The sequence below is a fragment of the Bifidobacterium callitrichos DSM 23973 genome, assembly GCF_000741175.1.
Classification (GTDB): Bacteria; Actinomycetota; Actinomycetes; order Actinomycetales; family Bifidobacteriaceae; genus Bifidobacterium; species Bifidobacterium callitrichos.
In genome coordinates this window covers 287,991-311,455 of the sequence record NZ_JGYS01000001.1, presented here as the reverse complement: position 1 = coordinate 311,455, position 23,465 = coordinate 287,991, and the positions used below count along the sequence as shown (strand labels likewise).

Below are 23,465 nucleotides of genomic sequence, written 5' to 3'. Positions count from 1 at the left end.
CGATTTACACGCGATTTACGCGCGATTACGCGAGGCGCATCCCATCCCGGCATATTCCCGTTCAGGTGCGCCGTACGGGTTCCATGCCGTAGCACTGAACCCGTACAGTTGTTCTCCATACTAGCCTTACGCCATCCATGCGGCGCACCACGCGCCCACTGCTCCACCCAGACCGAGGCCGAGGGCGTTCAGTTCCGTCACGCCGCAGCCCAGTCTCGTTTGAGATCGTTGGCCGAACGCAGCACGTTGTCCGCCGTGAACGCCTGCGGATCGTCGACGCCGTCCGAGGCGATATGCCAGACGACCGTCTCGCCGGGCAGCAGCGTCACCAGTCCGCCATCGATCGACGCGGCCGCATCGACCTTGTCGACCATGCAGAACACGTCGCGGGCGTAGGCATGCGCCGTCACCTTCAGCGTGTATCCCTCGTCGACGGCCTCGACCGTCGCCGTGAACGGCGCACGGTCGAGCTTCTGTTCGATGACTTCGGCCGGGTTGTGGATGACGCGGGCGAAGCCGTCATCACCGGCGGGCGTCGCGACGAGGATCTCGTCCGTCGCGTCGCGGAACGCGGCGACGGACGCGTCGAGCGTCAGCGTGACCGATGACGTCTCCTCCAACGTGACATCGTCGAAGGTCTGCGAGGCGAGCGTCTCGCCGGCGAGCGTACGGCGTTCGACCGTCCACGAGCCATGCCACGGCGAGCAGGTGTCGTTGACGACGACGAGCGCGAGCGTGTCCGGCTTGACTTTCTTGCCTTCCCAGCTCAGGTCGGCCTGCGCCTGAGCGGAGACGCGCGGCTGGATCGTGGCGAAGCGCGGCGCGAAGAAGTCGCGCGAGGCGTACCACAGCGGTTTGCGGTGACCGTTGTAGTCGACGGCCGCCCAGGAGACGACCGGCCAGTCATCGTTGATCTGCCAGATCAGCGCGCCGGCGTTGACCGGTTCCAGCGAGCGCATGTGCTCGACGCCGAAGCGGATGGCCTGTGCCTGCTGCAGCTGGCATGCCCAATGCCAGTCCTCGATGTCGTCCCAACGGTCAGTGGGGATGAGCCAGTCGCGCGTGCCGTCGGCGTTGTAGCTCACGTCGTCGAAACGGCCGGGGGTCAGATGCGAGCGCATGCCGCGGGCGAGTTTGACGTTGCCTCCGGACGCTTTCTGGTGAACAAGCATCTGCGTGCCGAACGGGTCGAGCTTCTCATCGTGGACCACGCTGGTGAGCGTGCTCCAGGCGGGCGGCGCCTGATAGCCGAATTCGTCGGCGAAGCGCGGCGTGTAGTCGAGGTATTTGCGGTAGTCCTGACGGTTCCACACGTCCCAGATGTGCATGGTGCCGTCCACGTCCTTGTTGGCGTCGGTGAACGGGGTGAAGCTCATCGGGGAGCTCGGCAGGTACACGTGGACCGGGTCGAGTTCGGCGAGCAACGCGGGGAACAGTTCGGAGTAGTAGTAGTCGCCCCAGCCCTTTTCGCCGTAGCCGTGCTCGTTGGCGGGCAGGTCGTCGGCGCGCAGGGCCTGCTTGAAGCCCCACCATTCGCTGTAGGCCACGTAGTTCTCGTTGGAGCCGTTCCACACGGTGAGGCTGACGTGGGAGCTCAGGCGCGCGATCTGTTCGCGGGCTTCGGCTTCCACTTCGGCCTTCGTTTCGGCGTCTTCCGGGTAGGCGGCACAGGCGAGCATGAAGTCCTGCCAGACCATGATGCCTTCGCGGTCGCACATGTCGTAGAATTCGTCGGCTTCATAGATGCCGCCGCCCCACACGCGCACCATGTTCGAGTTCGATTCGATGAGGTCGGCGATGCCGCGACGGTAGCGCGCGTCGTCCACCTGAGAGGGAAACGCGGAATCGGGGATCCAGTTGTAGCCGCGCGCGTGCACCGACACGTCGTTGACGGCGATCCGGAACGGGCGCCCGGTCATGTCGGCGCGGGTGTCGACGGTGAGGGTGCGGAAGCCGACGTGGCCGTGCCACTCGGCTTCCGTGGCGATGCCGCCGACCGCCACGTGCACGTCATACAGCGGCTGCTCGCCGTAGCCGCGCGGCCACCAGCGCCGCACTTCGGGGATTTCGACGGTGAGTACGGCCTCGTCGCGTCCTTCCTCGACGACTCCGGCCACTTCGAGGTTGACGTCGTAGCCGCCGACGGTGACAGTCACGGGCAGCGCGCCGCGGCCGTCGCCGGTCACGCCGTTGAGGTCCAGCGCGTCGGCCACGGTCATCACGCGGCCGCGTCCGGCGCGTTCGACCTCGACGTGAACGTCGAGCACGCCGGTGCCATCCGGACGGACGTCGACAAGCGGGCGGACGGAGGCGATGCGCGCGCCGCTCCACGAGTCGATGCCGATTGGACGCCAGATGCCGGCATTGGCGACGTCGATGCCCCAGTCCCAACCGAAGGAGTAGCTGGGCTTGCGGATCTGGTTGAATGCGTGGTGTTCGGTATGCGGGTAGTAGCCGCGACGGCGTTCGGCGTCGTCGGAGCTTGCCACAAGCGACAGGAACGTGACGCTCAGACGGTTGGCTCCGTCGCGCAGGTACGGGCGCGCGTCCCAACGGTATGTGCGGTGGAAGTTGCGCGTTTCGCCGACGATGATGCCGTTGAGTGCGACGTACGCAACAGTGTCGAGTCCATAGGCGACGAGATCGTGGCGCGCGTTGCCATCGTCATGCCAGTCGAATTCGCAGGTGAATCGCCAGACGATGTCGCCGATCCACTGCTGCCGGGTCTCGTTGTCGCCGTCGAAGGGGTCGTCGATGAGACCTGCGTGGAACAGGTCGATGGTTGCCTCTCCCGGCACGGTGGCGGGGATGCCTGCGGTGAGACGTTCGCGCAGTTCCTCCGGCGCGAGTTCGGGGTTGAGCGCGGTGAGCGTCCATCCGCTCTCGAGTGCGGAGAACGTGCGCGGGGTGGTGATGGTCGTCATGGTGTTCCTTGCGATGATGATGACGGTTTGCGGTTTCAGTGGGCGGCGCGGGCGGCGGCGAGCTCCTTGAGGCGGCGCTCCGGGTCGGGCGCGGCGCCGATGAGGGTCTTCGTATAGTCGCTCTTCGGATTGAGGATCACGTCGTCGGCGGGGCCGCGTTCCACGATCTCGCCGCGGCGCATCACCATGATCTCGTCGGAGAAGTGGCGTGCGGTGGCCATGTCGTGCGTGATGTACAGCACGCCGAGGTTCTCCTCGCGCTGGAGTCGGGCGAGCAGGTTGAGCACGCCGAGTCGGATGGACACGTCGAGCGCGGAGACCGGCTCGTCCGCGATGAGGATGCTCGGCTCCGGGGCGAGCGCGCGGGCGATGGCGACGCGCTGGCGCTGGCCGCCGGACAGTTCGCTGGGCAGGCGCTTGGCGAAGTCCTCGCCGGGGGTGAGACGCACACGGTCGAGCAGTTCGATGACGCGCTTGTGCACTTCCTCGTTGCTCATGCCCGGGTGATGCAGCTTCATCGGCCTGGCGATATGGTGCTCCACGGTGTGGAACGGGTTGAGCGAGGCGTACGGGTCCTGGAAGACCATCTGCACGGTTTTGCGGAAGATGTGGTCCGCTTTGCGGCCATGATGGTCGACCGGCTTGCCGTCGATGAGGATCTGTCCTTCGGTGGGGATCTCTAGACCGAGGATCATCTTCGCGATCGTGGACTTGCCGGAGCCGGACTGGCCGACCAGCGCCACGGTCTTGCCGGATTCGAGCGTGAAGTTCGCGTGGCTTACGGCCGTGAACTTCGTGGTCTTGAGGCCGGAACGCAGGTCGAACTGCTTGGTGACGTCCTTGAGTTGCAGCGTAGTCATGATGCTCACTCCTTGGTGGCGAACGGCGAGGCACCTTCGGCGAGGTCCTCGGAACCGGTGCGGATGAACGAACCTCGGTCTCCGATCAGGGAGGGGAAGCTGGAGAGCAGCTTGGCGGTGTATTCCTGCTGCGGGTTGGTGTACAGGCTCATCGCGTCGTTCAGTTCGATGATCTCGCCCTTGCGCATCACGGCGATGCGGTCGGAGATCTCCAGCAGCAGCGGCAGGTCGTGGGTGATGAAGATCACCGCGAAGCCGAACTCGTCCTTGAGACGGGTGATCTCGCGCAGGATCTCGCGCTGGACCACGACGTCGAGGGCGGTGGTGGGCTCGTCCATGATCATGACCTGCGGGTCGAGGGCCATGCGCCATCGCGATCATCACGCGCTGGCGCATGCCGCCGGACAGCTCGTGCGGGTAGGCGTTGAGGCGGTTGCGGTCCACGCCGACGCGCTCGAGCAGTTCGCCGCACTTGTCGAGGCGTTCCTTCTTGCTCATTTCCGGACGGTGGGTGGTGAACACGTCGCCCAGCTGGTCCTTGATCTTCTTGACCGGGTTGAGCGAGTTCATCGCGCCCTGGAAGACCATGGAGATCTTCTCCCAGCGGAACATGCGCAGGTCGTCGCCTTCGAGGGCTCGCACGTCGATCGGGTAGCCTTCACGGGAGTTGAAGACCACACGGCCGGAGGTGACGACCGCCGGCGGCTTCAGGAGCCGGTTGACGCCGTAGGCAAGCGTGGACTTGCCGCAGCCGGATTCGCCGGCGAGGCCGAGGACCTCACCGCGGCCGAGCTGCAGGTTCACGTGCTTGACGGCCTGCACGGTTTTCTCGGCGCGGTATTCGACGCAGAAGTCGTCGATCTCGAGCACCGGGTCCGTTTCGTAGACGGGCGGGATGACGTTGGTCTTGATCTCAGTCGTCTCGGTCATGATGCCACGGCCTCCTTCGTACCGTTGATGATGTTGCCGTTGACGTTGGCAGCCGGGGTGAACTCGGCGTCGGTCTTGGCTTTGCCGGCCTTCTCCTCGAGCTTCCACTTCTTGATCTGGCTACGGGTCGCGGCCTTGAGCTTCGGGTTGACGATCTCATCGACCGAGAAGTTGATGAGCGCGAGGGCCGCGCCGAACAGGGCGATGCACAGTCCCGGCGGGATGAACCACCACCATGCGCCGAGGATCAGCGCCATGCCGTTCTGCGCGTAGTAGAGCATCGTGCCCCAGGTGTACGAGTCGGTGGCGCCGAGGCCGAGGTAGGACAGGCCGGCCTCGCCGAGGATGGCGGCGATGATGGCGCTCATGGCCTGGGAGGCGAGCAGCGGGATGAGATTCGGGAAGATCTCGACGAACAGGATGCGCCACGGCTTCTCGCCGGCGACGCGTGCGGCGAGCACGTAGTCGCGGGAGCGGACGGACATCGTGTAGCCGCGCAGCACTCGGGCGGGTCCTGCCCAGGAGGTCAGGGCGAGCACGCCGGCGACGAGCACGGACGACTTGGAGGGCATGTAGCTGGCGATGACGATCATCAGCGGCAGGCCCGGGATGACGAGCATCACGTTGGACAGGAGGGAGAACGCCTCGTCGGTGGCGCCGCCCACGTAGGCGCCGAGGATGCCGAAGAAGCTGGAGAGGGCCACGGCGAGCACGCCGACGGTCAGTCCGATGAACAGGGAGCCACGGCAGGCGTAGGCGAGCTGGGCGAACACGTCCTGTCCGGTCTGCGTGGTGCCGAGCCAGTGTTCGGCGCTGGGGCCGGTCATGCCGATGTCGCTGACCTTGTTCGGGTCGTCCACGAAGAACGGCACGAAGATGGCGAACGCGGCGATGAGAGCGACGATCGTCAGACCGACGGCCAGCTTCGGCGTCATCGGGGGAAGCATGGAGTCGGCGCGGGATTTGCGGGCCTTGCCGGCTTTGGTGGTTGTTGCAGCCATTGTCTTTCAGTCCTTTCCTCAGCCCTGGGCCCGGGTGCGCGGGTCGATGAAGCCGTAGATCAGGTCCATGAACAGGTTCGCGCCGAGCACGGAGACCGTGATGATCATGAAGATGCCCTGCATGAGCGCGTAGTCGTTGTTCTGCACGGCGGTCAGCAGCGCGAAGCCGATGCCCGGATAGGAGAACACGGATTCGGCGACGATCGAGCCCGCGACGACGAAGCCGAGGGAGATCGCGAAGCCGGAGATGGACGGCAGGATGGCGTTGCGCGCCGCGTAGGAGGTCATGATCTTGAACCGGGACAGGCCCTTGGCCTCGGCGGTCAGGATGTAGTCCTCGGAGAGGGTGGCGACCATCATGTTGCGCATGCCGAGCATCCAGCCGCCCACGGAGGACAGCACGATGGTGATGGCCGGCAGCGTGCCGTATTTGATGACCGAGCCGATGAACTCCCAGCTCCAGCCGGGAGTGACGCTCCACACGTCGTAGCCGCCGAACAGCGGGAAGATCGGGTTGAGCAGGCCGAAGAAGTACAGGAGGATCAACGCGAGCCAGAAGTACGGGATCGACTGCAACAGCGTGGTCACCGGGATGAGGTTGTCGATCCAGGAACCGCGCTTCCAGCCGGCGAGTGTGCCAAGCAGCGTGCCGATGAGGAAGGCGAGGATGGTGGAGATACCGACCAGACCGACGGTCCACGGCAGGGTACTGCCGATCACGGAGGAGACGGAGTTCGGGAAGTAGGTGACGGAGACGCCCAGATCGCCGCGGAAGATGTTGCCGAAGTAGTTGAGGTACTGCTGCCACATCGGCACCGAGGAGTCGGAGCCGAGCATGAGCTCGATAGCGTGGCGAGTGGCCGGGGTGACCTGGCCCTTCTGCGCGAGCTTGGAGATCATCTGGTCGACCGGGTTGCCGGGCATGATGCGCGGCAGGAAGAAGTTGAGCGTCAGTGCCGCCCACAGGGCCACCAAGTAGAAGCCCAGCTTTCTCAGGACATATTTCATGATTGGTTCCTTACTGCCGTCACTGCTTCGGTTCGAGATGCTGCAGGATGATGCCCATGTCCCACGCCTTCCAAGCTGCGGGCAGCGCGTACATGTTGTCCTCGGTGGGCCAGCCGGTCACCTTGGAGTCGTTGAATTCGGTGAGCATCGAGTTGATGTAGACCGGGATGTAGGGCACGTCGTTCGCGATCTCCTTCTGCACGATCGCATACTGCGCCTTGCGCTCGGCCTCGTCCTCCGTGCCGGCGGCGGCCTCGATGGCATCGTCGACCTTCGGGTTCGAGTAGCGGGCGTAGTTCTGGCCGCCGGAGGTCTCACCCACCTTGGCCATCTGCAGGGAGCTGTAGCGCGGGTTGTAGGTGTAGTACGGGTCGGCGGTGACACCCAAGCCCAGCGAGTCAAGGGAGAGCTGGTAGTTGCCCTTCTGCTCGTTTTCGTTCCACTGGTTCCATGCCATCTGCGTGGAGATGATCTCGATACCCAGCGGCTTCATCTGCTGCTTCAACGTGTCGTTGATCAGAATGTAGTCGGACCAGCCGGCCACGGTCTGGATGGTCATGCTGAGCTTGACTCCGTCCTTGTGGCGGTAGCCGTCGTCACCCATCTTCCAGCCGGCGTCCTCGAGGATCTGCTTGGCCTTCTCCTGATCCTCGGTCTCCGGCGTGGTGACGAGGTTCTTGTCGGTGATCCATTTACGGTCTCGGTCCGGCATGAGCATCGTCGGCGAGCCGATGGCGCCCGCGCCGGCGCCGGCGAGCTTGTTGAGCTGCGTGCGGTTCATGCCGTAGTACATGGCCTGGCGCACGGCCGTGTCGGTCTGCGGGCCCTTGCATCCGGCTTCGGTGTTCGAGCAGGTCATGACCACGGTGGTCAGTCGCGGCGTGTTCACGGCCGAGATGCGCGGGTAGTTCTTGAGCAGCATCTGGTAGCTGGGGATGTAGGCGCTCATCCAGTCGACCTGTCCGGCCATCAGCGTGCTGGTGGCGGCGGAGGCGTCGTTCAAGGCGATGTAGCGCACGCCGTCGATCTTCGGGGCACCGTTCCAGTAGTCCTTGAACGCAGAGAAACTGTAGGACTGGTTGGTGAACCTGCTGAGCTTGAACGCGCCCGTGCCGATCGGGTTGGCGTTCGTGTAGTTCATCGGATCCTTGACATTCTTCCAGATATGCTCGGGCACGATGGCCTGACCGCCGAGGATGCCGCCTTCCTGCATGTAGGCGCCCTTGAACGGCTCGTCAAACGGCGTGCCATCGGCGTTCTTGGTCGGGAAGATGAGCTTGACGTGATTGTCGTCGATCAGTTCCGCCGTACATGCGGTGCCGTTCGTGTTCAGGGCCGGGGTGTTGTGAATCAGGTTGAATGTGAACGCCACGTCCCGAGCGGAGAACGGTTCGCCATCATGCCACTTGACGCCCTCACGGGTGGTGATGGTCAGTTCGGAGCCGTCCTCGTTCCACTCGTAGCCGGTGGCGAGCATCGGGGTCGGATCCTCGTCAGTGGCCAAGTTGTACCAGTACAGCGTCTCGTAGATCACACCCAGGGTGGGGCCGAGTGCGGTGGGCGAGAACGGATTGAAGTTCTCGTTGAACGTACCCGTCGTGCCGTTGAAGATGCTGACCACCGTGCCGTCCTGTGCGGTGCTTGACGAGGTCCCGCCGCAGGCCGCGACGGACATCAGGGAGGCAAGCGCGGCCACCGCGGCGATTGTTCGGCGCAGGGCTTTCCTCACTTTCGACGTCATCGTCAATCCTTTCGATTGGTTGATTCTCTCTATGCCGGCGACTTCGCCGACCGCTCTTGCCGATCATGTGACTTAACCGGTTGAGTTGCCTTTACTATAACTCAACCGGTTAAGTTGCGCCACTCGGCGTGTCGTCTGTCATGCGGACCAAGCCGCTTATCCGCGACGCTCCTCGGGAATCCCGTAAGGAAGCGCTACGCCTGCGGGATGGCACGGTCGGCGATGAGCTTCCTGTACCACTTGAAGCTGTCCTTCGGGGTGCGCTCCAGCGTCTCGTAGTCCATGTAGACGATGCCGAAACGCTTGGTGTAGCCGAACGCCCATTCGAAGTTGTCGAGCAGCGACCACACGAAATAGCCGCGCAGATCAACGCCAGCGTCCATCGCGCGGCCGGCGGCCTCGAAGTGACGGCGCAGGTAGTCGATGCGGTCGGCGTCGTGCACGGCCTTGACCGTCTCGCCCGTGGAGGGATCGGCTTCGGAAACCAGATGATCGTCGCAGGCCATGCCGTTTTCGGTGACCATCAGCGGCATCTCAGGGTAGTCGTTGTGCACGCGCATCAGCAGGTCGTACAGTCCGTCCGGGTCGATGTTCCAGCCCATCGCGGTGTGCGGCCCCTCGGTCGGCAGCCAATCCACATCACTGGCGCCCGGCGCGGTGGAGGCGGCAGTGGATTGCGGGAACTGCGGCCGGTCGCTCATCGCGAGCAGCGAGGTGTTGTAGTAGTTGACGCCGAGCACGTCGATCGGCTGGTGGATCTGCTCCAGATCGCCGTCCTTGATGAACTCCCAATCGCAGATGCCCTTGGTGATGGCGAACAGTTCGTCCGGGTAGTAGCCGCGCAGCATCGGATCGAGCCACACACGGTTGGCGATGAGGTCGAGACGGTGCACGGCGTCGGCGTCGCCGCGGTTGAGCTGGAGGTTGCATGTGACCGACACGTCCGAACGGTCGCCGACTTCGGCGCGCACGGCCTGCGCCATCAGGCCGTGCGCAAGGTTGAGATGGTGCACGGCGGGGAAGGCGCCCGGACCGAGCCCCAGGCCGGGCGCATGCTCGGTGGCGCCGTAGCTCAGGTAGGAGGAGCACCACGGCTCGTTCAGCGTGGTGTAGGTCCGCACGCGGTCGCCCAGACGATGGGCCACGACACCGGCGTAATCGGCGAGTTTATAGGCGGTGGAACGGTTCAGCCAGCCGTCTTTGTCGCCCAGATACTGCGGTAGGTCCCAATGGTAGAGCGTCACCGTGGGTTCGATGCCCTTGGCGAGCAGTTCGTCGACGATGCGCTCGTAGAAGTCGAGGCCCTCCTCGTTCACCGGACCCCCCTCGGTGGGCAGTACGCGCGGCATGGCCACCGAGAAGCGGTAGGAGTTGACGCCGAGATCGGCGAGCAAGGCGATATCCTCACGCCAGCGATGGTAGGAGTCGCAGGCCACGTCGCCGGTATCGCCGTTGACCGTCTTTCCAGGGGTGTGCGAGAACGTGTCCCAGATGGAAGGGGTACGCCCGCCTTCCTTTGCGGCACCTTCGATCTGGTAGGAGGCGGTGGCCGTGCCGAATCGGAATCCTTCGGGGAATCGCATGATTGCCATGTCCTTTCTTGGGGTTATGCGTCGTCGAGGCCTTCATCGGCCTGACGTCAGGTGCGTATGTGATTGCTGTGGTAACGGCCGGGTGTCGGCCCGTCCGGCAGTAGTGTATCATAAAAACATGAACCGGTTAAGGCGTTGCGAGCGCAAACGTTTCATGCCCACGCCGCATCGAAGGAACCGGAGAAAGACCTAGAACCGCATCGATTCAGTCAACGAGGAGCCACGAATCGCCATGTCACACCTACCAGACACGACCGCTTTTACGGACGTTCCCACTTCCGCCGCCGATGCGGATGTCACACGGGACGGCGACCGCACCATCATCAGTCCCGATCATCCGGCGTTGCGTGCCATGGGCCGCAGCGACCTGACCGACCCGACCCGACCGGTGTGGGTGTACCCCTACACGCAGGTCTCCTTCCGCTTCACCGGAACCTCGCTCAGCGTCACTGTCGTCAACCATTGGAACTACGGAGACACCAAACTCGGCGTCATCATCGACGGCGTGCAGACCGCCGTACGCATCCCCTCCGGTTTCATCGGCGCGAACGACATGCCTAACAGCAGCACCGCTGAAGGCGCGGCCTCGGCGCCGGCAACCGCCGTCGAGGCCGACGACGCCGCGCAAGCGGACGTCGCGGCCGACACAGGCGGCACCGCGCCAACGTATGGACCGGTTACAGTGACCCTGGCGGACCGGCTGCCGGACATCGAACACGAGGTGACACTGTTCAAACGACAGGACGGCATGCACTACCTCGAAGTGCTCGACTACAGGATGGACGCGGGCGCAACCATCCTGCCGCCGGCAACCCCTGAACCGACGCGACGCATCGAAGTGTTCGGCGACTCCGTGTCCTGCGGCGAGCGTAACGAGGCGTCCCTGTACGTCGGCAAGCTCGACCCGGCCGCGGACCTGAGCGGATACAGCAACGCGTGGTACTCGTATGCGGCCATCACCGCACGCAATCTCGGCGCGCAGCTGCATGACACTTCGCAGGGCGGCATTTCACTGCTTGACGGCATCGGCTGGTTCGCGGGCCCTGACTACGTGGGGCAGGAAAGCGCGTGGGACTGCATCCAGTACAACCCCGCGCTCGGCGAATCGAAGCCGTGGGATTTCTCCCGGTACACGCCACACGTCGTGGTCGTCGCGATCGGGCAGAACGACGCGCATCCCGACGATTTCATGGCCTCCGATTACGACGGCGAACGCGCGCGGCATTGGCGCACGCGCTACGTCGACTTCCTCAAGTCGCTGCATGCGCGTTATCCGAAGGCCGTCATCGTGTGTCTCACCACGGTGCTGCAGCATGATCCGGCGTGGGATCGCGCCATCGACGAGGCGGTGCGCACGTTCAACGCTGCGCCGGACGCGCCGGTCAGCGCAGCGTACGGCAAGTTCACCGAAAGTGATGCACCCATTGCCGGCGGCACGACGAACGACGAGATCGGCGCCGTGCGCGATGCCGGCTCTCACGCCGTAGCGCATCATTTCCTGTTCACGCGTAACGGTTCGGCCACGCCGGGCCACCCGCGCGTCGCCGAGCATAAGGAGATGGCGCGCGAATTGACCGCGTTCATCGAATCCCTCGGCGAGGACGTGTGGCAAGACTGATCGAACGGGCCGGACTGAACGACAGATACTCCACATCAACCAATCACACCCTACCCATCCTCTAAGGATCATCATGACCGAAACCACTGTTCTGGTCACCGGGCCTGCGCCCGGCGCCAACCTTTCCGGATTAAACGATCACGGCGACGCGGCGAACGACGCGAAACCGCTGGGCACGGACGCGTTGCGCGCCGCTGCCATCTTCTCGCATGACATGGTACTGCAACGACGACGCCCGATCCCCGTATTCGGCACCGGTAAGCCCGGCATCGACGTGCGTGTGCGGCTGACCGAGGAGGAACCGGGCGAGTCGGCAGCAACTGACGTTGCCGGGACGGCCGCCGTGTGCGTTGCCGAAGCGACCTCCGTCGTCAACGCACACGGCGACTGGCTGGCGCTGCTGCCCGCGGTGGAGGCAAGCGGGCCGTACCGGCTGGAAATCACCTCGTCGGGCGACCACGTGACGCTCGTCTACCGTCGCGTGGTCGTGGGCGAAGTGTGGCTCGCCGGCGGACAAAGCAACATGGAGCTCGAACTGCACTCCAGCGCAGGCGCGGACGCGGCCATCGCCGCGAGCACCGACCCGCTGCTGCGCTTCTACAACACGCCGAAAACCGGTGTCGTCAGCGAGGAGCTCGAGCGTCACGCCCGCTGGCAGGTCGCCGGACCGGATACCAGCGGGTCGATGTCCGCGATCGGCTACTACTTCGCGCGGAAGCTGCGCGCCGAACTCGGCCCAAACGTGCCGGTGGGCATTGTGGACTGCTATATCGGCGGCACGTCGATCACGGCGTGGATGAGTCGATCGAGCGTGGAACAGTGCAAAGCCGGACGCGACTATCTGGAGCGGTTCGACGCGGCGATCGCAGGCAAAACGGACGAGCAGTTCCGGGCCGAAACCGAGGAGTGGCAGACGAAGTTCGACCAGTGGAACCACGACATCGACACGGCGCGCAAGGCGGACCCGGGTGTGGCGTGGGAAAAGTTGACCGCGCAGTACGGTGAATGCCCGTGGCCGCCGCCGGAAACGCCGACCTCACAGTGGCGTCCGACCGGCGCGTACGGCACGATGGTCGAGCGAGTCGCGCCGTATGGCATTGCGGGATTCCTGTGGTATCAGGGCGAGTCGGATGAGGGTTGTCCTGAAAGCTACCGTCATCTGCTGGGCATGCTCATCGACGAATGGCGTGGGCTGTGGACGGTTCCCGGCGCGGGATCGGATGCGGGGAGCGCGAACGGCAAGCCGCTGCCGTTCCTTATCGTGCAGTTGCCGCAGTGGATCGACAAGGCGACGGCCGAGGCCGGCAATGACCCGCTACGTTGGCCGCTGATCCGCGAGGCACAGCAAGACGCGGCGCGCACGATCGCAGACGTGTCCATGATCACGTTGATTGACTGTGGCGAGTTCGACAATCTCCACCCCACCGACAAGCGCACGCCGGGCGAGCGTCTGGCCGATTGCGCGCTGCACGACGTATACGACCGCGGCGACATCGCCGTCGATGGACCGGAGGTCACGTCCGTCGTCGTGCACGCCGCGGCCGAGACCGACGACGCAAGCGGCAGCGCCGCGCATGACGGCAAAGGCGAGGGCGCAGCGGTGACGTTGCACTACGGTCACGCCGCAGGACTGCATTTCGACGGCACCGTGCCGGGCACATTCAGACACGACATCGCCATCACCGCACCGGCGGCGTCGAATACGGCCGAAGTCGGGGCGGATATGGGCGATACGTGTTCCCGATTCCACCGTGATGCAGCGGAATCCGGCTTCGAATTGGCGGGCACCGACGGCGACTTCCATCCGGCCGAGGCGACCATCGACGCCGAGCACGGCACCGTCACCGTGCGAACCGAGCAGGGGGACCGACCCACGCAGGTGCGCTACGCGTGGCGCAGTTGGGGTCCCGCTCCACTGTTCAACGGCGACGCCCTCCCCGCTCCCCCGTTCCGCCACACGCTGTGATCGACTACCGGTCTATTTCTCTAGCCTCATTTGGTATTCCGTGGGACTCAACACCGAATCCGGCTGCAGTCGCGTTGAGTCCCGCTTGAGTCCCACGAGTGGGAGAAAGCATGGCATTGATGCACGCGTCTGTGTGCCGCACGCAGATGAAGCCGCATGCTTCGAATCTGATACGGCACGCAGGACGCGCCCAGCCTCCCCTACGCCAGCAGTTCCTTGACGGCGGCGATGACGGCCTGCAGGCTCTTCTTCGCGTCGCCGAACAGCATCTGCGTGTTGTCCTCGAAGTAGAGCTCGTTCTGGATGCCGGCGTAGCCCATGCCGCGGCCGCGCTTCATGACGACCACGTTCTGCGCCTTGTCCACGTCGAGGATCGGCATGCCGGAGACCGGGGTGCCGGGGCGGCGTGCGGCCGGGTTGGTCACATCGTTCGCGCCGACGACCAGGGCCACATTGGCCTGCGGGAACTGCGGGTTGATCTCCTCGAGGTCCACCAGCTCCTCGTAGGGCACGTTGGCCTCGGCGAGCAGCACGTTCATGTGGCCCGGCATACGGCCGGCCACCGGGTGGATCGCGTAGGAGACCTCGACGCCGTGGGCCTTGAGCAGCTCGCCGAGGTCGGCGAGCTCGCGCTGGGCCTGCGCCTGGGCGAGGCCGAAGCCCGGCACGAAGATGACCTTCTCGGCGTAGACGAGCTGGACGGCGAGGTCGTCCGGCGAGGTCTCCTTCATCGTGCCCTCGGGGCCCTCGCCCGCGGCCGCGGCACCCGAGCCACCGCCGAAGCCGCCGGCGAGGACGGAGATCAGCGGACGGTTCATGGCCTGGGCCATGAGGATGGACAGGGTCACGCCGGCCGAGCCGACGAGCGCACCGGCGACGATCAGAGCCACGTTGTCGATGGCGAGGCCGGACATGGCCACAGCCGTACCGGTGCAGGCGTTGAGCACGGAGATGACGACGGGCATGTCGGCGCCGCCGATCGGGATGACGAACACCAGACCGTAGGCGAGGGCGAACACGGTGGTCAGAATCGACCACAGGAGTCGCTGCTCGGGCTGGACGCACAGCATGACGAGCGCGGCGATGGACAGCACGGCGAACAGCACGTTCCATACGCCCTTGCCGGGCAGGGCGAGCTTCTTGACCCACCTGATGCCCTGCAGCTTGCCGGCGGCGATGAGCGAGCCGGTGAACGTCACGGAGCCGATGAGGATGCCCAGGCCCGCGGTGATGAGCACCACGATGTCCGGCAGCCCCTCCTTGGTGAGGATGTCGTTCAGGGCCACGAGGGCGGCCGCGCCGCCGCCGACCGTGTTGAACACGGAGACGAGCTGCGGCATATCGGTCATCTTGACCTTCTTGGCGGACACGACGCCGGCGATCGCGCCGATGGCGATGCCGACGACGAGCACGACGACGGCGATCGTGTTGATGAAGCCCTTGGCGAACAGCACGATGAACGCCATGAGCACGGCGACGACCATGCCGAACGCGGAGATCTGGTTGCCCTTGCGCGCGGTCTTGGGCGAGTTCATGAAGTGCAGACCCACCACGAACATGACGGCGGAGAACAGATAGACGAACCATGCGACGATGTCGATGGTTCCCACGGTTGCGGAGGCCATTTACTTCTCCTCCCCCTTCTTCTTGTTGGACTTGAACATCTCGAGCATGCGATCGGTGACCACGTAGCCGCCGACGACGTTCATCGTGCCGAGTACAGCGGCGAGGAAGATGAACGCGTAGGCGAGCGGCGAGTTGGCCTCGGCGGCGACGATCACGACGCCGACGATGACGATGCCGTGGATGGAGTTCGCTCCGGACATGAGCGGCGTATGCAGGGTGGCGGGCACCTTGCCGATCACCTCGATGCCGATGAGCAGGGCGAGTACGAACAGTGTGATGGAAACGACGAGCGTAGGCATCCTTATTCCCTTCCTTTACTTCTTCTCTTCCGCCGCGGACGCTCCGGACGCCGTGGGCGTCGGCGCCTCGGCGCGTCCCGCCACGATCAGCGCGGAATCCAGCTCCTCATTAAGGTCCTGCGCGAGTCTGCCGTCGCGCACGAAGTGGGCGAGCACGTCGGCCACGTTACGAGAGAGCAGGTTGGAGGCGGTGGTCGCCACTCCCGAAGCCAAATAGGGGGCGCCGATGATGGTGACTCCCCCGTCGGTCACGTGCGTGCCGACCGCGGATCCCTCGACGTTGCCGCCGAGATCGGAGGCCGCGCAGTCGACGATGACGGCACCACGCTTGAGCCCGTCGACGCCGGCCTTGGTGAGCAGGACCGGAGGCTTCCTGCCCGGAACCTTCGCGGTGGTGATGACGATGTCGAAGCCGGCGGCCTTCTCATCGACGGCGGCCTGCTGCTGCGCTTGCTCCTCGGGCGTCAGGGCACGCGCGTAGCCGCCTTCGCCCTGCCCCTTGGAGAAGTCGAGTCCCAGATCGAGGAACTTCGCACCCAGCGATTCGACCTCGCTCTTGGAGGCGGGGCGCACGTCGTAGGCGGTGACGACCGCGCCGAGACGGCGCAGCGTGCCGATGGCCTGCAGACCGGCGATGCCGGCGCCGAGTACGAGCGCCTTGGCCGGTCGTATCGTTCCCGCGGCGGTGGTCATCATCGGCAGGAACGAGCCGTAGGCGTCGGCGGCGAGGATCGCGGCCTTGTAGCCCATCACCGAGTTCTGGGAGGTCATCTCGTCCATCGACTGCGCGCTTGAGAGCTGGCGGGGCAGTCTCTCCATGGCGACGCCGACGAGACCCGCGTCCTCGAGCGCGGCGACGTATTCGGCGTCGGTGAACGAGCCGAGCATACCGATCACCCACTGCCCCTTACGAAGTTTGGCGAGCGTATCGGCGTCGGGCCTGTCGACGAATCCGAGCGCATCCGCTCCGGCGATCACCTCGTCCCGCGTCGCGACGGTCGCTCCCGCCTTCGTGTAGTCGTCATCCGTGTAGTGCGCGGCGGCGCCAGCGCCGCCTTCGATCAGGCAGGAGACCCCGCTCCGCCCTAGTCTGGTGACGATATCCGGGGTCAGCGCGACACGGGATTCGACATCCGACGTCTCGCTGAGCACACCGAAAGCCACCGTGGCTTCCTTGCTTCCAGCCATGAGAGCCCTTTCTGACATTAGCTTTAGACCAGCACCATAACTGGCCATACGCCGACCAGTGTAATCGAAAAAGCGCGCCGCGCCCGGATATCATCCGTCAAACGGGCTTCCCACCGGCGTTTTCCCTACGCTACCGTAAGGTGACGTGTCGCGACGTGACGGCTACACTGGCTTGGTTGAGACAGGACATAGCAGCATTGGCAAGGAGCGTCACGTGTCGGTTTTCTCCACGTTGAAACAGCAGACCACGAACATCACGCGGAAGGCGTTGCGTCTCGGCACCGATTTCGTGCACCCGGTGGGTGACGATTCGGGTATGGAGCCCGACTACGTCTCCGAGGACGAGGCCCAGGAGGGCATCTCCCGCGAGAAGAACATCACCCTGCCGCACACCGACGAGTGGGGCCCGGGATACCCGACCACCACCTTCATCGACGAGAAGACCGGTCTGCTCACCTCCGAGACCGCCGGCAATCCGCCGCTCGACGATCACACGACGATCTACAGCATCTACGAGGACCGTGCGCGCCGCATGGGCGACGAGCCGCTGTACACGTACAAGGAAAACGGTGAGTGGGTCTCGAAGACCGCCAACGAGTTCCTCGTCGAAGTGCGCAAAGTGGCCAAGGGCCTGCTGCACTACGGATTGAAGAAGGGCGATGCGGTCGCGTTCATGTGCCGCACCTCCTACGAGTGGGATCTGGCCGACGCGGCGATCATGGCGTGCGGCGGCGTGCTCGCCTCCATCTACGACACCGATTCGGCCGAACAGATCCGCAACATCGTCAACAACTCCGACGCCCGTCTGCTCATCGTCCAGGACACGGCGATGCGCGACAAGGCGGACGGGGCGATCGAGGACTGCCCCTCGCTCGAGCAGATCGTATGCATCGAGACCGGCGGCCTCGACGAGATCGCCGCATACGGCGATTCGGTGAGCGACGAGGAGCTCGACGAGCGCATCGACTCCCTGCGCAAGACCGACCTGTGCTCGATCATCTACACCTCCGGATCCACCTCCGCCCCGAAGGGCGTCGAGATGACCCACGAGAACTACTGCACCGATGCGTTCAATCTGCGCGACTACATGCCCGACCTGCTCAAGAACGACAAGCACGGATCCATCCTGCTCTTCCTGCCGCAGGCGCACACGTTCGCCCGTGCGATCAACTACATCTGCGTGGCCAGCGACCTGCGCATCTACATCGCCACCGGCATCAAGACGCTGCTCACCGATCTTCAGGTCGCCAGGCCCACCGTGATGATCGTCGTGCCGCGCGTGCTGGAGAAGGTGTACAACGCGGCCTCGCAGAAGGCTGGACACGGTGCCAAGGGCATGCTGTTCGCCGCCGCCGTGACCTCCGCGCAGAAGTACATGAAGGAGGTCAGCGAGAACGGCAAGGCCGGTGCGCTCACCGCGATGCGCCGCTCCTCCTTCGACCCGATCGTCTACAAGTCGCTGCGCGAGGTGCTCGGCGGACGCATGCGCTGGATCGTCACCGGCGGCGCGCCGCTCGACCCCGAGCTGCTCGCCTTCTTCCGCGGCGCGAACGTGCCGGTGTACGAGGGCTACGGTCTGACCGAGACGACCGCCCCGTGCGCGTTCAACCCGCTGGGCGTGCCGTTCCACGAGGGTTCGGTCGGCATTCCGTTCCCGAGCTTCAGGCTTCGCATCGCCGAGGACGGCGAGATTCAGGTGGCCGGCCCGGTGGTGTTCCATCGCTACCACAAGAACGACGAGGCCACCGAGAACGCGTTCACGCCGGACGGCTGGCATATGACCGGCGATCTGGGCCGACTCGACAACGACGGCTTCCTGTACATCACCGGACGCAAGAAGGATCTCATCATCACCGCCGGCGGCAAGAACGTGGCGCCCGGTCCGATCGAGGAGGTCATCCAGCGTTGCGAGATCGTCTCGCAGGCGCTGGTGCTGGGCGACAAGCGTCCGTTCATCTCCGCGCTGATCACGCTTGACGAGGAGACGCTGCGCCCGTGGCTCGAGGCCAAGGGACTGGACCGCAACATGTCGATGGAGGACGCGGCCAACAACGCGGCCGTGCGCGCCGAAGTGCAGAAGTGGGTCGATCAGGCCAACGAGGGAGTCTCCCGCGCCGAGTCCGTGCGCAAGTTCATCATCCTGCCCGAGGAGTTCACGCAGGAGAACGGGCTGATGACCGCGTCTCTGAAGGTCATCCGTCCGAAGGTGATCAAGCGCTACGCCACACTGCTCGCCACGCAGATGTACACGAAGAAGACCGCCCCGCGTCAGTGACGGCTGACGGCCTTCCATACGACGAAGCCCCCCTCGTAACGAGGGGGCTTTATTGTTGCGATTCAGCGCTTGCCGGCGTAGATCACGTTGTCGATGAGGTCGCGGTAGCGTTCGGTGATCGCCTCGCGGCGGGCCTTCATCGACGCGGTGACCAGACCGTTGTCCTCGGTGAAGTCGTCGGGCACGATCTCGAACTTGCGGATCGATTCCGCGCGGGAGACCAGCTCGTCCGCCTGGTTGACGGCACGTTCGACCTCCGCGTGCACGATCGGGTTCCTCGAGGCCTCGGCCAGATCCCTGCACGGTGCGGCTCCCTGCGATTCCAGCCACGCGTTCGTCTCGGCCAGATCGAGTGCGATGATCGCGGCGATGAACGGCTTGCGGTCGCCGACGACCACGCATTGGTTGACGACCGGCGAGGTCATCACCGACGCCTCGAGTTCGCCGGGGCTGACGTTCTTGCCGCCGGCCGTGATGATGAGGTCCTTCTTGCGTCCGGTCACGGTGACGAAGCCGTCATCGTCGAGCGAGCCCAGGTCACCGGTGTGCAGCCATCCGTCGACGATCTGCTGTGCGGTGATCTCCGGATGGTTATGGTAGCCGACGCACACGGCGGGACTCTTGATGCACAATTCGCCGTCCTCGGCGATGCCGACCGCGGTGCCCTGCATCGGCAGGCCGATCGTGCCGATCCTATAGCCGGAGGTCGGATTGACGGAGGCCGGCGCGCAGGTCTCGGTCATGCCATAGCCCTCGAGCAGCGGCAGGCCGATGCCGTTGAAGAAGTGCGCGATCGACTTGTCGAGCGGAGCGCCGCCGCACACCGCGTATTCGACGTGGCCGCCGAACACCTGCATGATCGACTTGTAGACGAGCTTGGAGTACGCCGCATGCCTGACGCCCAGCCAGAACGGGATCGGGTCCCCGGACTGCTGGGCGACGCTCCACTCACGCGCAACGCCGGTGGCGCCCGCGAAGATGCGGCCCTTGAGACCCGCGCCTGCCTTCTGCGAGGCGGCGTTGTAGATCTTCTCGAAGATGCGCGGCACGGCGAGGATGAACGTCGGCTTGAATGCGGCGAAGTCGGCCAGGATCGTCTTCAGGTTGCCGGACAGGCCCAGCGTGACGTTGCCGGCGAAGCAGAAGAACTGCATGTACCGGGCGAAGACGTGCGCAAGCGGCAGGAACAGCCACAGACGCGCGTATTCCGGCATCGCGATGTCCGGCATCGAACGCACGCCGGAGTAGGTGATGAACAGGAAGTTGCCATGGCTCAGCTCGATGCCCTTCGGCGTTCCGGTGGATCCGGACGTGTACACGATGGTCGCCAGATCGGTGCCGCGCACCGCCTGCTCGCGTTCGCGGAACTCCGCGTCGGTGACGGTCCTGCCGTACTCCTCGATGGTGTCGAGCGCACCGAAGTCGATGACGTACACGTCACCCAGATCCGGGCAGCGATCACGCACGGATTCGATCTTGTCGCGCTGCATGTCGTTCTCGGCGAAGGCCATCTTCACATTGGAATCGTTGAAGATCGTGCTCACCTGCACGGACGAGTTGGTCTCGTACACCGGCACGGTGAGCGCGCCGATGGACATGATGGCCATGTCGAGCGCGGTCCACTCCCAACGGGTCTTGGAGATCACGGACACGCAGTCGCCGGGCATGACGCCGCGCGCGATCAGTCCCTTGGCCAGGGCGATGACCTTGTCGCGGAATTCGACGGCGGTGAACGACTTCCATTCACCGGTCTTCGGATCCTTGTATTCGACGAGCGACTTGTCCGGCGTACGCGCGGCACGGTCATCGAGGATCGAGAACAGATTGCCGTCGGTGTCGATCGGCTGTTCCAACGGCCGCAGGTATTCCTTGATCATATGCTCCCCTACGAGTTGTACCTAATGCTTCGTCCCCGATTGTAGCCAGCCCGACGGAAGGACGGCCGGTTTGAGACCGATGCGTCGCCTGCCCGTCAACGGCTGCGGATCGAGATAGTCGCGTCTGCCTCGACGAACACCCCAGTGCAGACAGCCGTCATGGCAATGGTCCGACGCCACCGCCACCTGACCGAACGGCTCACCGCGGGTCACCTCCGTGCCGACCGGCAGATCGGTGGACGCCGGTTCGAAGGTGAGGATGAGGCCGTCGTCGGTGCGGATGCTGACCACCTGCTTGCCGGCGACCTGGCCGGCGAACGCGATGACGCCCCGCGCCGGGGCGATCAGCCGATCCCCCTCCTGAGCCTCAAGATCGATGCCGCGATGTCCGGCGAGCCATGGGCTGTCGGGAGCGTCGAACGGGGCGACGGCTACGGGCGCTTCCAACGGCCAGGCCATACCAACGCGGCACGCACCCATGGAGCCGCCGACGTCATCGCCGTTGTCATCGCCGTTGCCGGATGACATGCCGGATGATGCCGCATTCGCCAGTGCGATCTCGCCGGCCGGGATCGTCGTCATCATCAGCGTCATCATCCCCGTTGCCGTCAGCATCGCCGCCATGAGACGTCGTCTGGGGCCCATGCCTCCTCCATTGCCTCCTTCACCGGGACCGTGATTCGGACCGGATCCGTGATACCGACGTTCTCCGCGGCGTCGACGTTCGTCGTTCCTCTCATCCGATCGACCTCTACGATCGCGACGATCGCGACCTGCTTGCGTCATATATGCCTTGCATGCGTCGTATATACGACGCAGTGGGTTCATGGTGTTCATAATCGGGCTCCTTTGCCACGTGATGGATGGTCCCCATCGATGGATGGTCCCGTCCACGATGCACACGAAGACCGGGAGGAATCCAGTCGAACGGAGAATGTGGATGAAACCTGCGAAAATCTTCACAAACAGAACTCTGCGCAAACAGAAAAACCCGCTCAAAGCGGGGTAATGATGGAGCGGACAACGGGACTCGAACCCGCGGTCTCAACCTTGGCAAGGTTGCGCTTTACCAACTAAGCTATGTCCGCATAGGATTCCCGCCGTGAGAAGCGGGATTCCAGTGGGCGATGTAGGAATCGAACCTACGACCCCTTCGGTGTGAACGAAGTGCGCTAGCCGCTGCGCCAATCGCCCGAAAAAATTCGGTATTCAGTTATATCCACCGGATTGCTCCGATTTCGTGGGCGATACAAGATTCGAACTTGTGACCCCTTCCGTGTCAGGGAAGTGCGCTACCACTGCGCCAACCGCCCGGGCCTGCATGTCATTCGGCTGATGCGCATCAGCCGTCCGAGAGGTGGGTACGAGAGTCGAACTCGTCTATACGGCTTTGCAGGCCGCTGCCTAACCGCTTGGCTAACCCACCGTAAGGTTCGTCAACTCTTCGGACCTTAGAGCGGACAACGGGACTCGAACCCGCGGTCTCAACCTTGGCAAGGTTGCGCTTTACCAACTAAGCTATGTCCGCGTGATTTCCAGCGGTTGTTCCCGCCGAAGCACGAGTAACTACTATAACGACATCCTTCTGTTTTGCAAGCACGGCGTGTCGCGCTCCTGATCGGCAGGAGAACAGGTCGGGAGCATGCGGGAACGCCCACGGCGAAAACCGCATGAAACCGCCCTTTCCGACATATTCGCCGGTTACTGTAGGAGATATGAGCGAAGAACGAGACGAACATCCGAATGTGCTGATCGCGGCATTCGAAGGTTGGAATGACGCATGCCAGGCCGCCACGAACGCGGTCCGTCATCTGGTGGACCGGTACGACGCCCGCGAGATCAGGCACATCAGCTGCGACGGCTACTACGACTATCAGGTGTCGCGCCCGATGCTCTGCCGGGCACTCGGCTCACCGCGCATCATATGGCCGCAGACCACGTTCTACGAGATCACCCTCTCCCCCACGCGCCGCATCTTCGCGCAGATCGCGCCCGAGCCCAACTACCGGTGGCGCGAATACTGCCGTCAGAGCCTGCATATCGCCGACGAGCTCGACGTAGACCATATCGTGACGCTCGGCTCGATGTTCGCCAACTGCCCGCATACGCGTCCGGTGCCGGTGGACGTCTCCCACGATCTCGAGGTCGAGAACCCCTCGGAGGGCTATACGGGTCCGGTCGGCATCCCCACGGTGCTCGACGACATGGCCCGCGAGCAGTCGTTCGACACCACGTCCCTGTGGGCGTCCATCCCCCAGTACACCGGCAACGACGATTGCCCGAAGGCCACGCTGGCGCTGCTCGATCGCCTGGGCGACGAGTTGGGCCTTACGTTCGATCCCGGCGATCTGGAGGCCGAGACCCGCGTCTGGGAGGCCAAGGCGTCGATGCTGCTGCACTGCAGCGACCAGCTCGCCGAGTACGTGCATCACCTCGAGCGGGACTGGGACGCCGCCGAGGAGGCCCGCCGGACCGCCGCCGCCAACCCCGCCCAGGCCGAACAACTGGTCAAGGAAGCCGAGGACTTCCTCAAGAACCTCTGATCAGAACCTCTGATCAG

16 protein-coding genes, 5 tRNA genes and 1 pseudogene are annotated in these 23,465 nt (G+C 64.5%); 4 read left to right on the top strand and 18 right to left on the bottom strand.

What is annotated here, in order from left to right; all coding sequences use genetic code 11:
* Positions 1–197 precede the first annotated feature (197 nt).
* From BCAL_RS01475 to BCAL_RS01445, 8 genes and pseudogenes are all read right to left on the bottom strand, one after another.
* The gene (locus tag BCAL_RS01475) at positions 198–2,924 is read right to left on the bottom strand and encodes a glycoside hydrolase family 2 protein (protein WP_043163763.1); all 2,727 of its coding nucleotides are present in this window, start codon (positions 2,922–2,924) and stop codon (positions 198–200) included.
* Positions 2,925–2,959: 35 nt separating this feature from the next.
* A complete protein-coding gene (locus BCAL_RS01470) occupies positions 2,960–3,784 on the bottom strand; it encodes an ABC transporter ATP-binding protein (protein WP_043163762.1) in 825 nt (274 codons plus the stop codon).
* A 5-nt stretch (positions 3,785–3,789) separates the two neighbouring features.
* A complete protein-coding gene (locus BCAL_RS13635) occupies positions 3,790–4,149 on the bottom strand; it encodes an ABC transporter ATP-binding protein (protein WP_238549591.1) in 360 nt (119 codons plus the stop codon).
* Between the two features lie 61 nt (positions 4,150–4,210).
* Positions 4,211–4,714 (bottom strand): annotated as a pseudogene (locus BCAL_RS13630) (ATP-binding cassette domain-containing protein); the annotation flags it as partial.
* A complete protein-coding gene (locus BCAL_RS01460) occupies positions 4,711–5,715 on the bottom strand; it encodes an ABC transporter permease (protein WP_107043597.1) in 1,005 nt (334 codons plus the stop codon). The gene BCAL_RS01460 and the pseudogene BCAL_RS13630, both read right to left, overlap by 4 nt.
* Positions 5,716–5,733: 18 nt before the next feature.
* A complete protein-coding gene (locus BCAL_RS01455) occupies positions 5,734–6,723 on the bottom strand; it encodes an ABC transporter permease (protein ID WP_043163760.1) in 990 nt (329 codons plus the stop codon).
* A 19-nt stretch (positions 6,724–6,742) separates the two neighbouring features.
* On the bottom strand, positions 6,743–8,464 hold the full coding sequence (locus BCAL_RS01450; RefSeq protein ID WP_043163758.1) for an ABC transporter substrate-binding protein: 1,722 nt from the start codon (positions 8,462–8,464) through the stop codon (positions 6,743–6,745).
* 194 nt (positions 8,465–8,658) lie between these two features.
* On the bottom strand, positions 8,659–10,047 hold the full coding sequence (locus tag BCAL_RS01445; protein ID WP_043163931.1) for a GH1 family beta-glucosidase: 1,389 nt from the start codon (positions 10,045–10,047) through the stop codon (positions 8,659–8,661).
* Positions 10,048–10,408: 361 nt separating this feature from the next.
* Between BCAL_RS01445 and BCAL_RS01440 the strand changes: the two genes are divergently transcribed.
* Positions 10,409–11,674 carry a GDSL-type esterase/lipase family protein gene (locus BCAL_RS01440; protein WP_052118957.1) on the top strand — a complete coding sequence of 422 codons (1,266 nt, stop codon included), beginning with the start codon at positions 10,409–10,411 and terminating at the stop codon, positions 11,672–11,674.
* Positions 11,675–11,747: 73 nt separating this feature from the next.
* On the top strand, positions 11,748–13,640 hold the full coding sequence (locus BCAL_RS01435; RefSeq protein ID WP_043163756.1) for a sialate O-acetylesterase: 1,893 nt from the start codon (positions 11,748–11,750) through the stop codon (positions 13,638–13,640).
* A gap of 200 nt (positions 13,641–13,840) precedes the next feature.
* Here BCAL_RS01435 and BCAL_RS01430 read toward each other — a convergent pair whose 3' ends face one another.
* From BCAL_RS01430 to BCAL_RS01420, 3 genes are read right to left on the bottom strand one after another with little or no spacing between them, the layout of a single operon-like run.
* Positions 13,841–15,265, bottom strand: coding sequence for an NAD(P)(+) transhydrogenase (Re/Si-specific) subunit beta (locus BCAL_RS01430; protein WP_043163754.1), 1,425 nt, complete (start codon positions 15,263–15,265; stop codon positions 13,841–13,843).
* Positions 15,266–15,565: an NAD(P) transhydrogenase subunit alpha part 2 gene (locus tag BCAL_RS01425; protein ID WP_043163752.1), complete on the bottom strand. Its 300-nt coding sequence runs from the start codon at positions 15,563–15,565 to the stop codon at positions 15,266–15,268.
* A gap of 15 nt (positions 15,566–15,580) precedes the next feature.
* A complete protein-coding gene (locus BCAL_RS01420; RefSeq protein WP_043163749.1) occupies positions 15,581–16,753 on the bottom strand; it encodes an NAD(P) transhydrogenase subunit alpha in 1,173 nt (390 codons plus the stop codon).
* A gap of 214 nt (positions 16,754–16,967) precedes the next feature.
* On the opposite strand from BCAL_RS01420, the gene BCAL_RS01415 reads away from it, so the two are divergent.
* Entirely contained in the window at positions 16,968–19,028 is a 2,061-nt protein-coding gene (locus tag BCAL_RS01415; RefSeq protein WP_043163745.1) for an AMP-dependent synthetase/ligase, read from the top strand.
* Positions 19,029–19,090: 62 nt separating this feature from the next.
* Here the strand turns inward: BCAL_RS01415 and BCAL_RS01410 are convergent, their stop codons facing one another.
* The 7 genes from BCAL_RS01410 to BCAL_RS01380 all read right to left on the bottom strand — a co-directional run bounded on the left by BCAL_RS01410 (position 19,091) and on the right by BCAL_RS01380 (position 22,433).
* Positions 19,091–20,905 carry an AMP-dependent synthetase/ligase gene (locus BCAL_RS01410; RefSeq protein ID WP_043163744.1) on the bottom strand — a complete coding sequence of 605 codons (1,815 nt, stop codon included), beginning with the start codon at positions 20,903–20,905 and terminating at the stop codon, positions 19,091–19,093.
* A gap of 21 nt (positions 20,906–20,926) precedes the next feature.
* Positions 20,927–21,550, bottom strand: a complete 624-nt coding sequence (locus BCAL_RS01405) for a M23 family metallopeptidase (protein ID WP_052118928.1) — start codon at positions 21,548–21,550, stop codon at positions 20,927–20,929.
* Positions 21,551–21,917: 367 nt separating this feature from the next.
* Positions 21,918–21,993: transfer RNA gene (locus BCAL_RS01400), tRNA-Gly, on the bottom strand.
* 33 nt (positions 21,994–22,026) lie between these two features.
* A tRNA-Val gene (locus BCAL_RS01395) sits at positions 22,027–22,099 on the bottom strand.
* 47 nt (positions 22,100–22,146) lie between these two features.
* Positions 22,147–22,218 (bottom strand) — tRNA-Val (locus BCAL_RS01390).
* A gap of 42 nt (positions 22,219–22,260) precedes the next feature.
* Positions 22,261–22,331 (bottom strand) — tRNA-Cys (locus tag BCAL_RS01385).
* A 29-nt stretch (positions 22,332–22,360) separates the two neighbouring features.
* Positions 22,361–22,433 (bottom strand) — tRNA-Gly (locus tag BCAL_RS01380).
* 187 nt (positions 22,434–22,620) lie between these two features.
* Between BCAL_RS01380 and BCAL_RS01375 the strand changes: the two genes are divergently transcribed.
* Positions 22,621–23,448, top strand: coding sequence for a PAC2 family protein (locus BCAL_RS01375; RefSeq protein WP_043163743.1), 828 nt, complete (start codon positions 22,621–22,623; stop codon positions 23,446–23,448).
* Positions 23,449–23,465 lie beyond the last annotated feature (17 nt).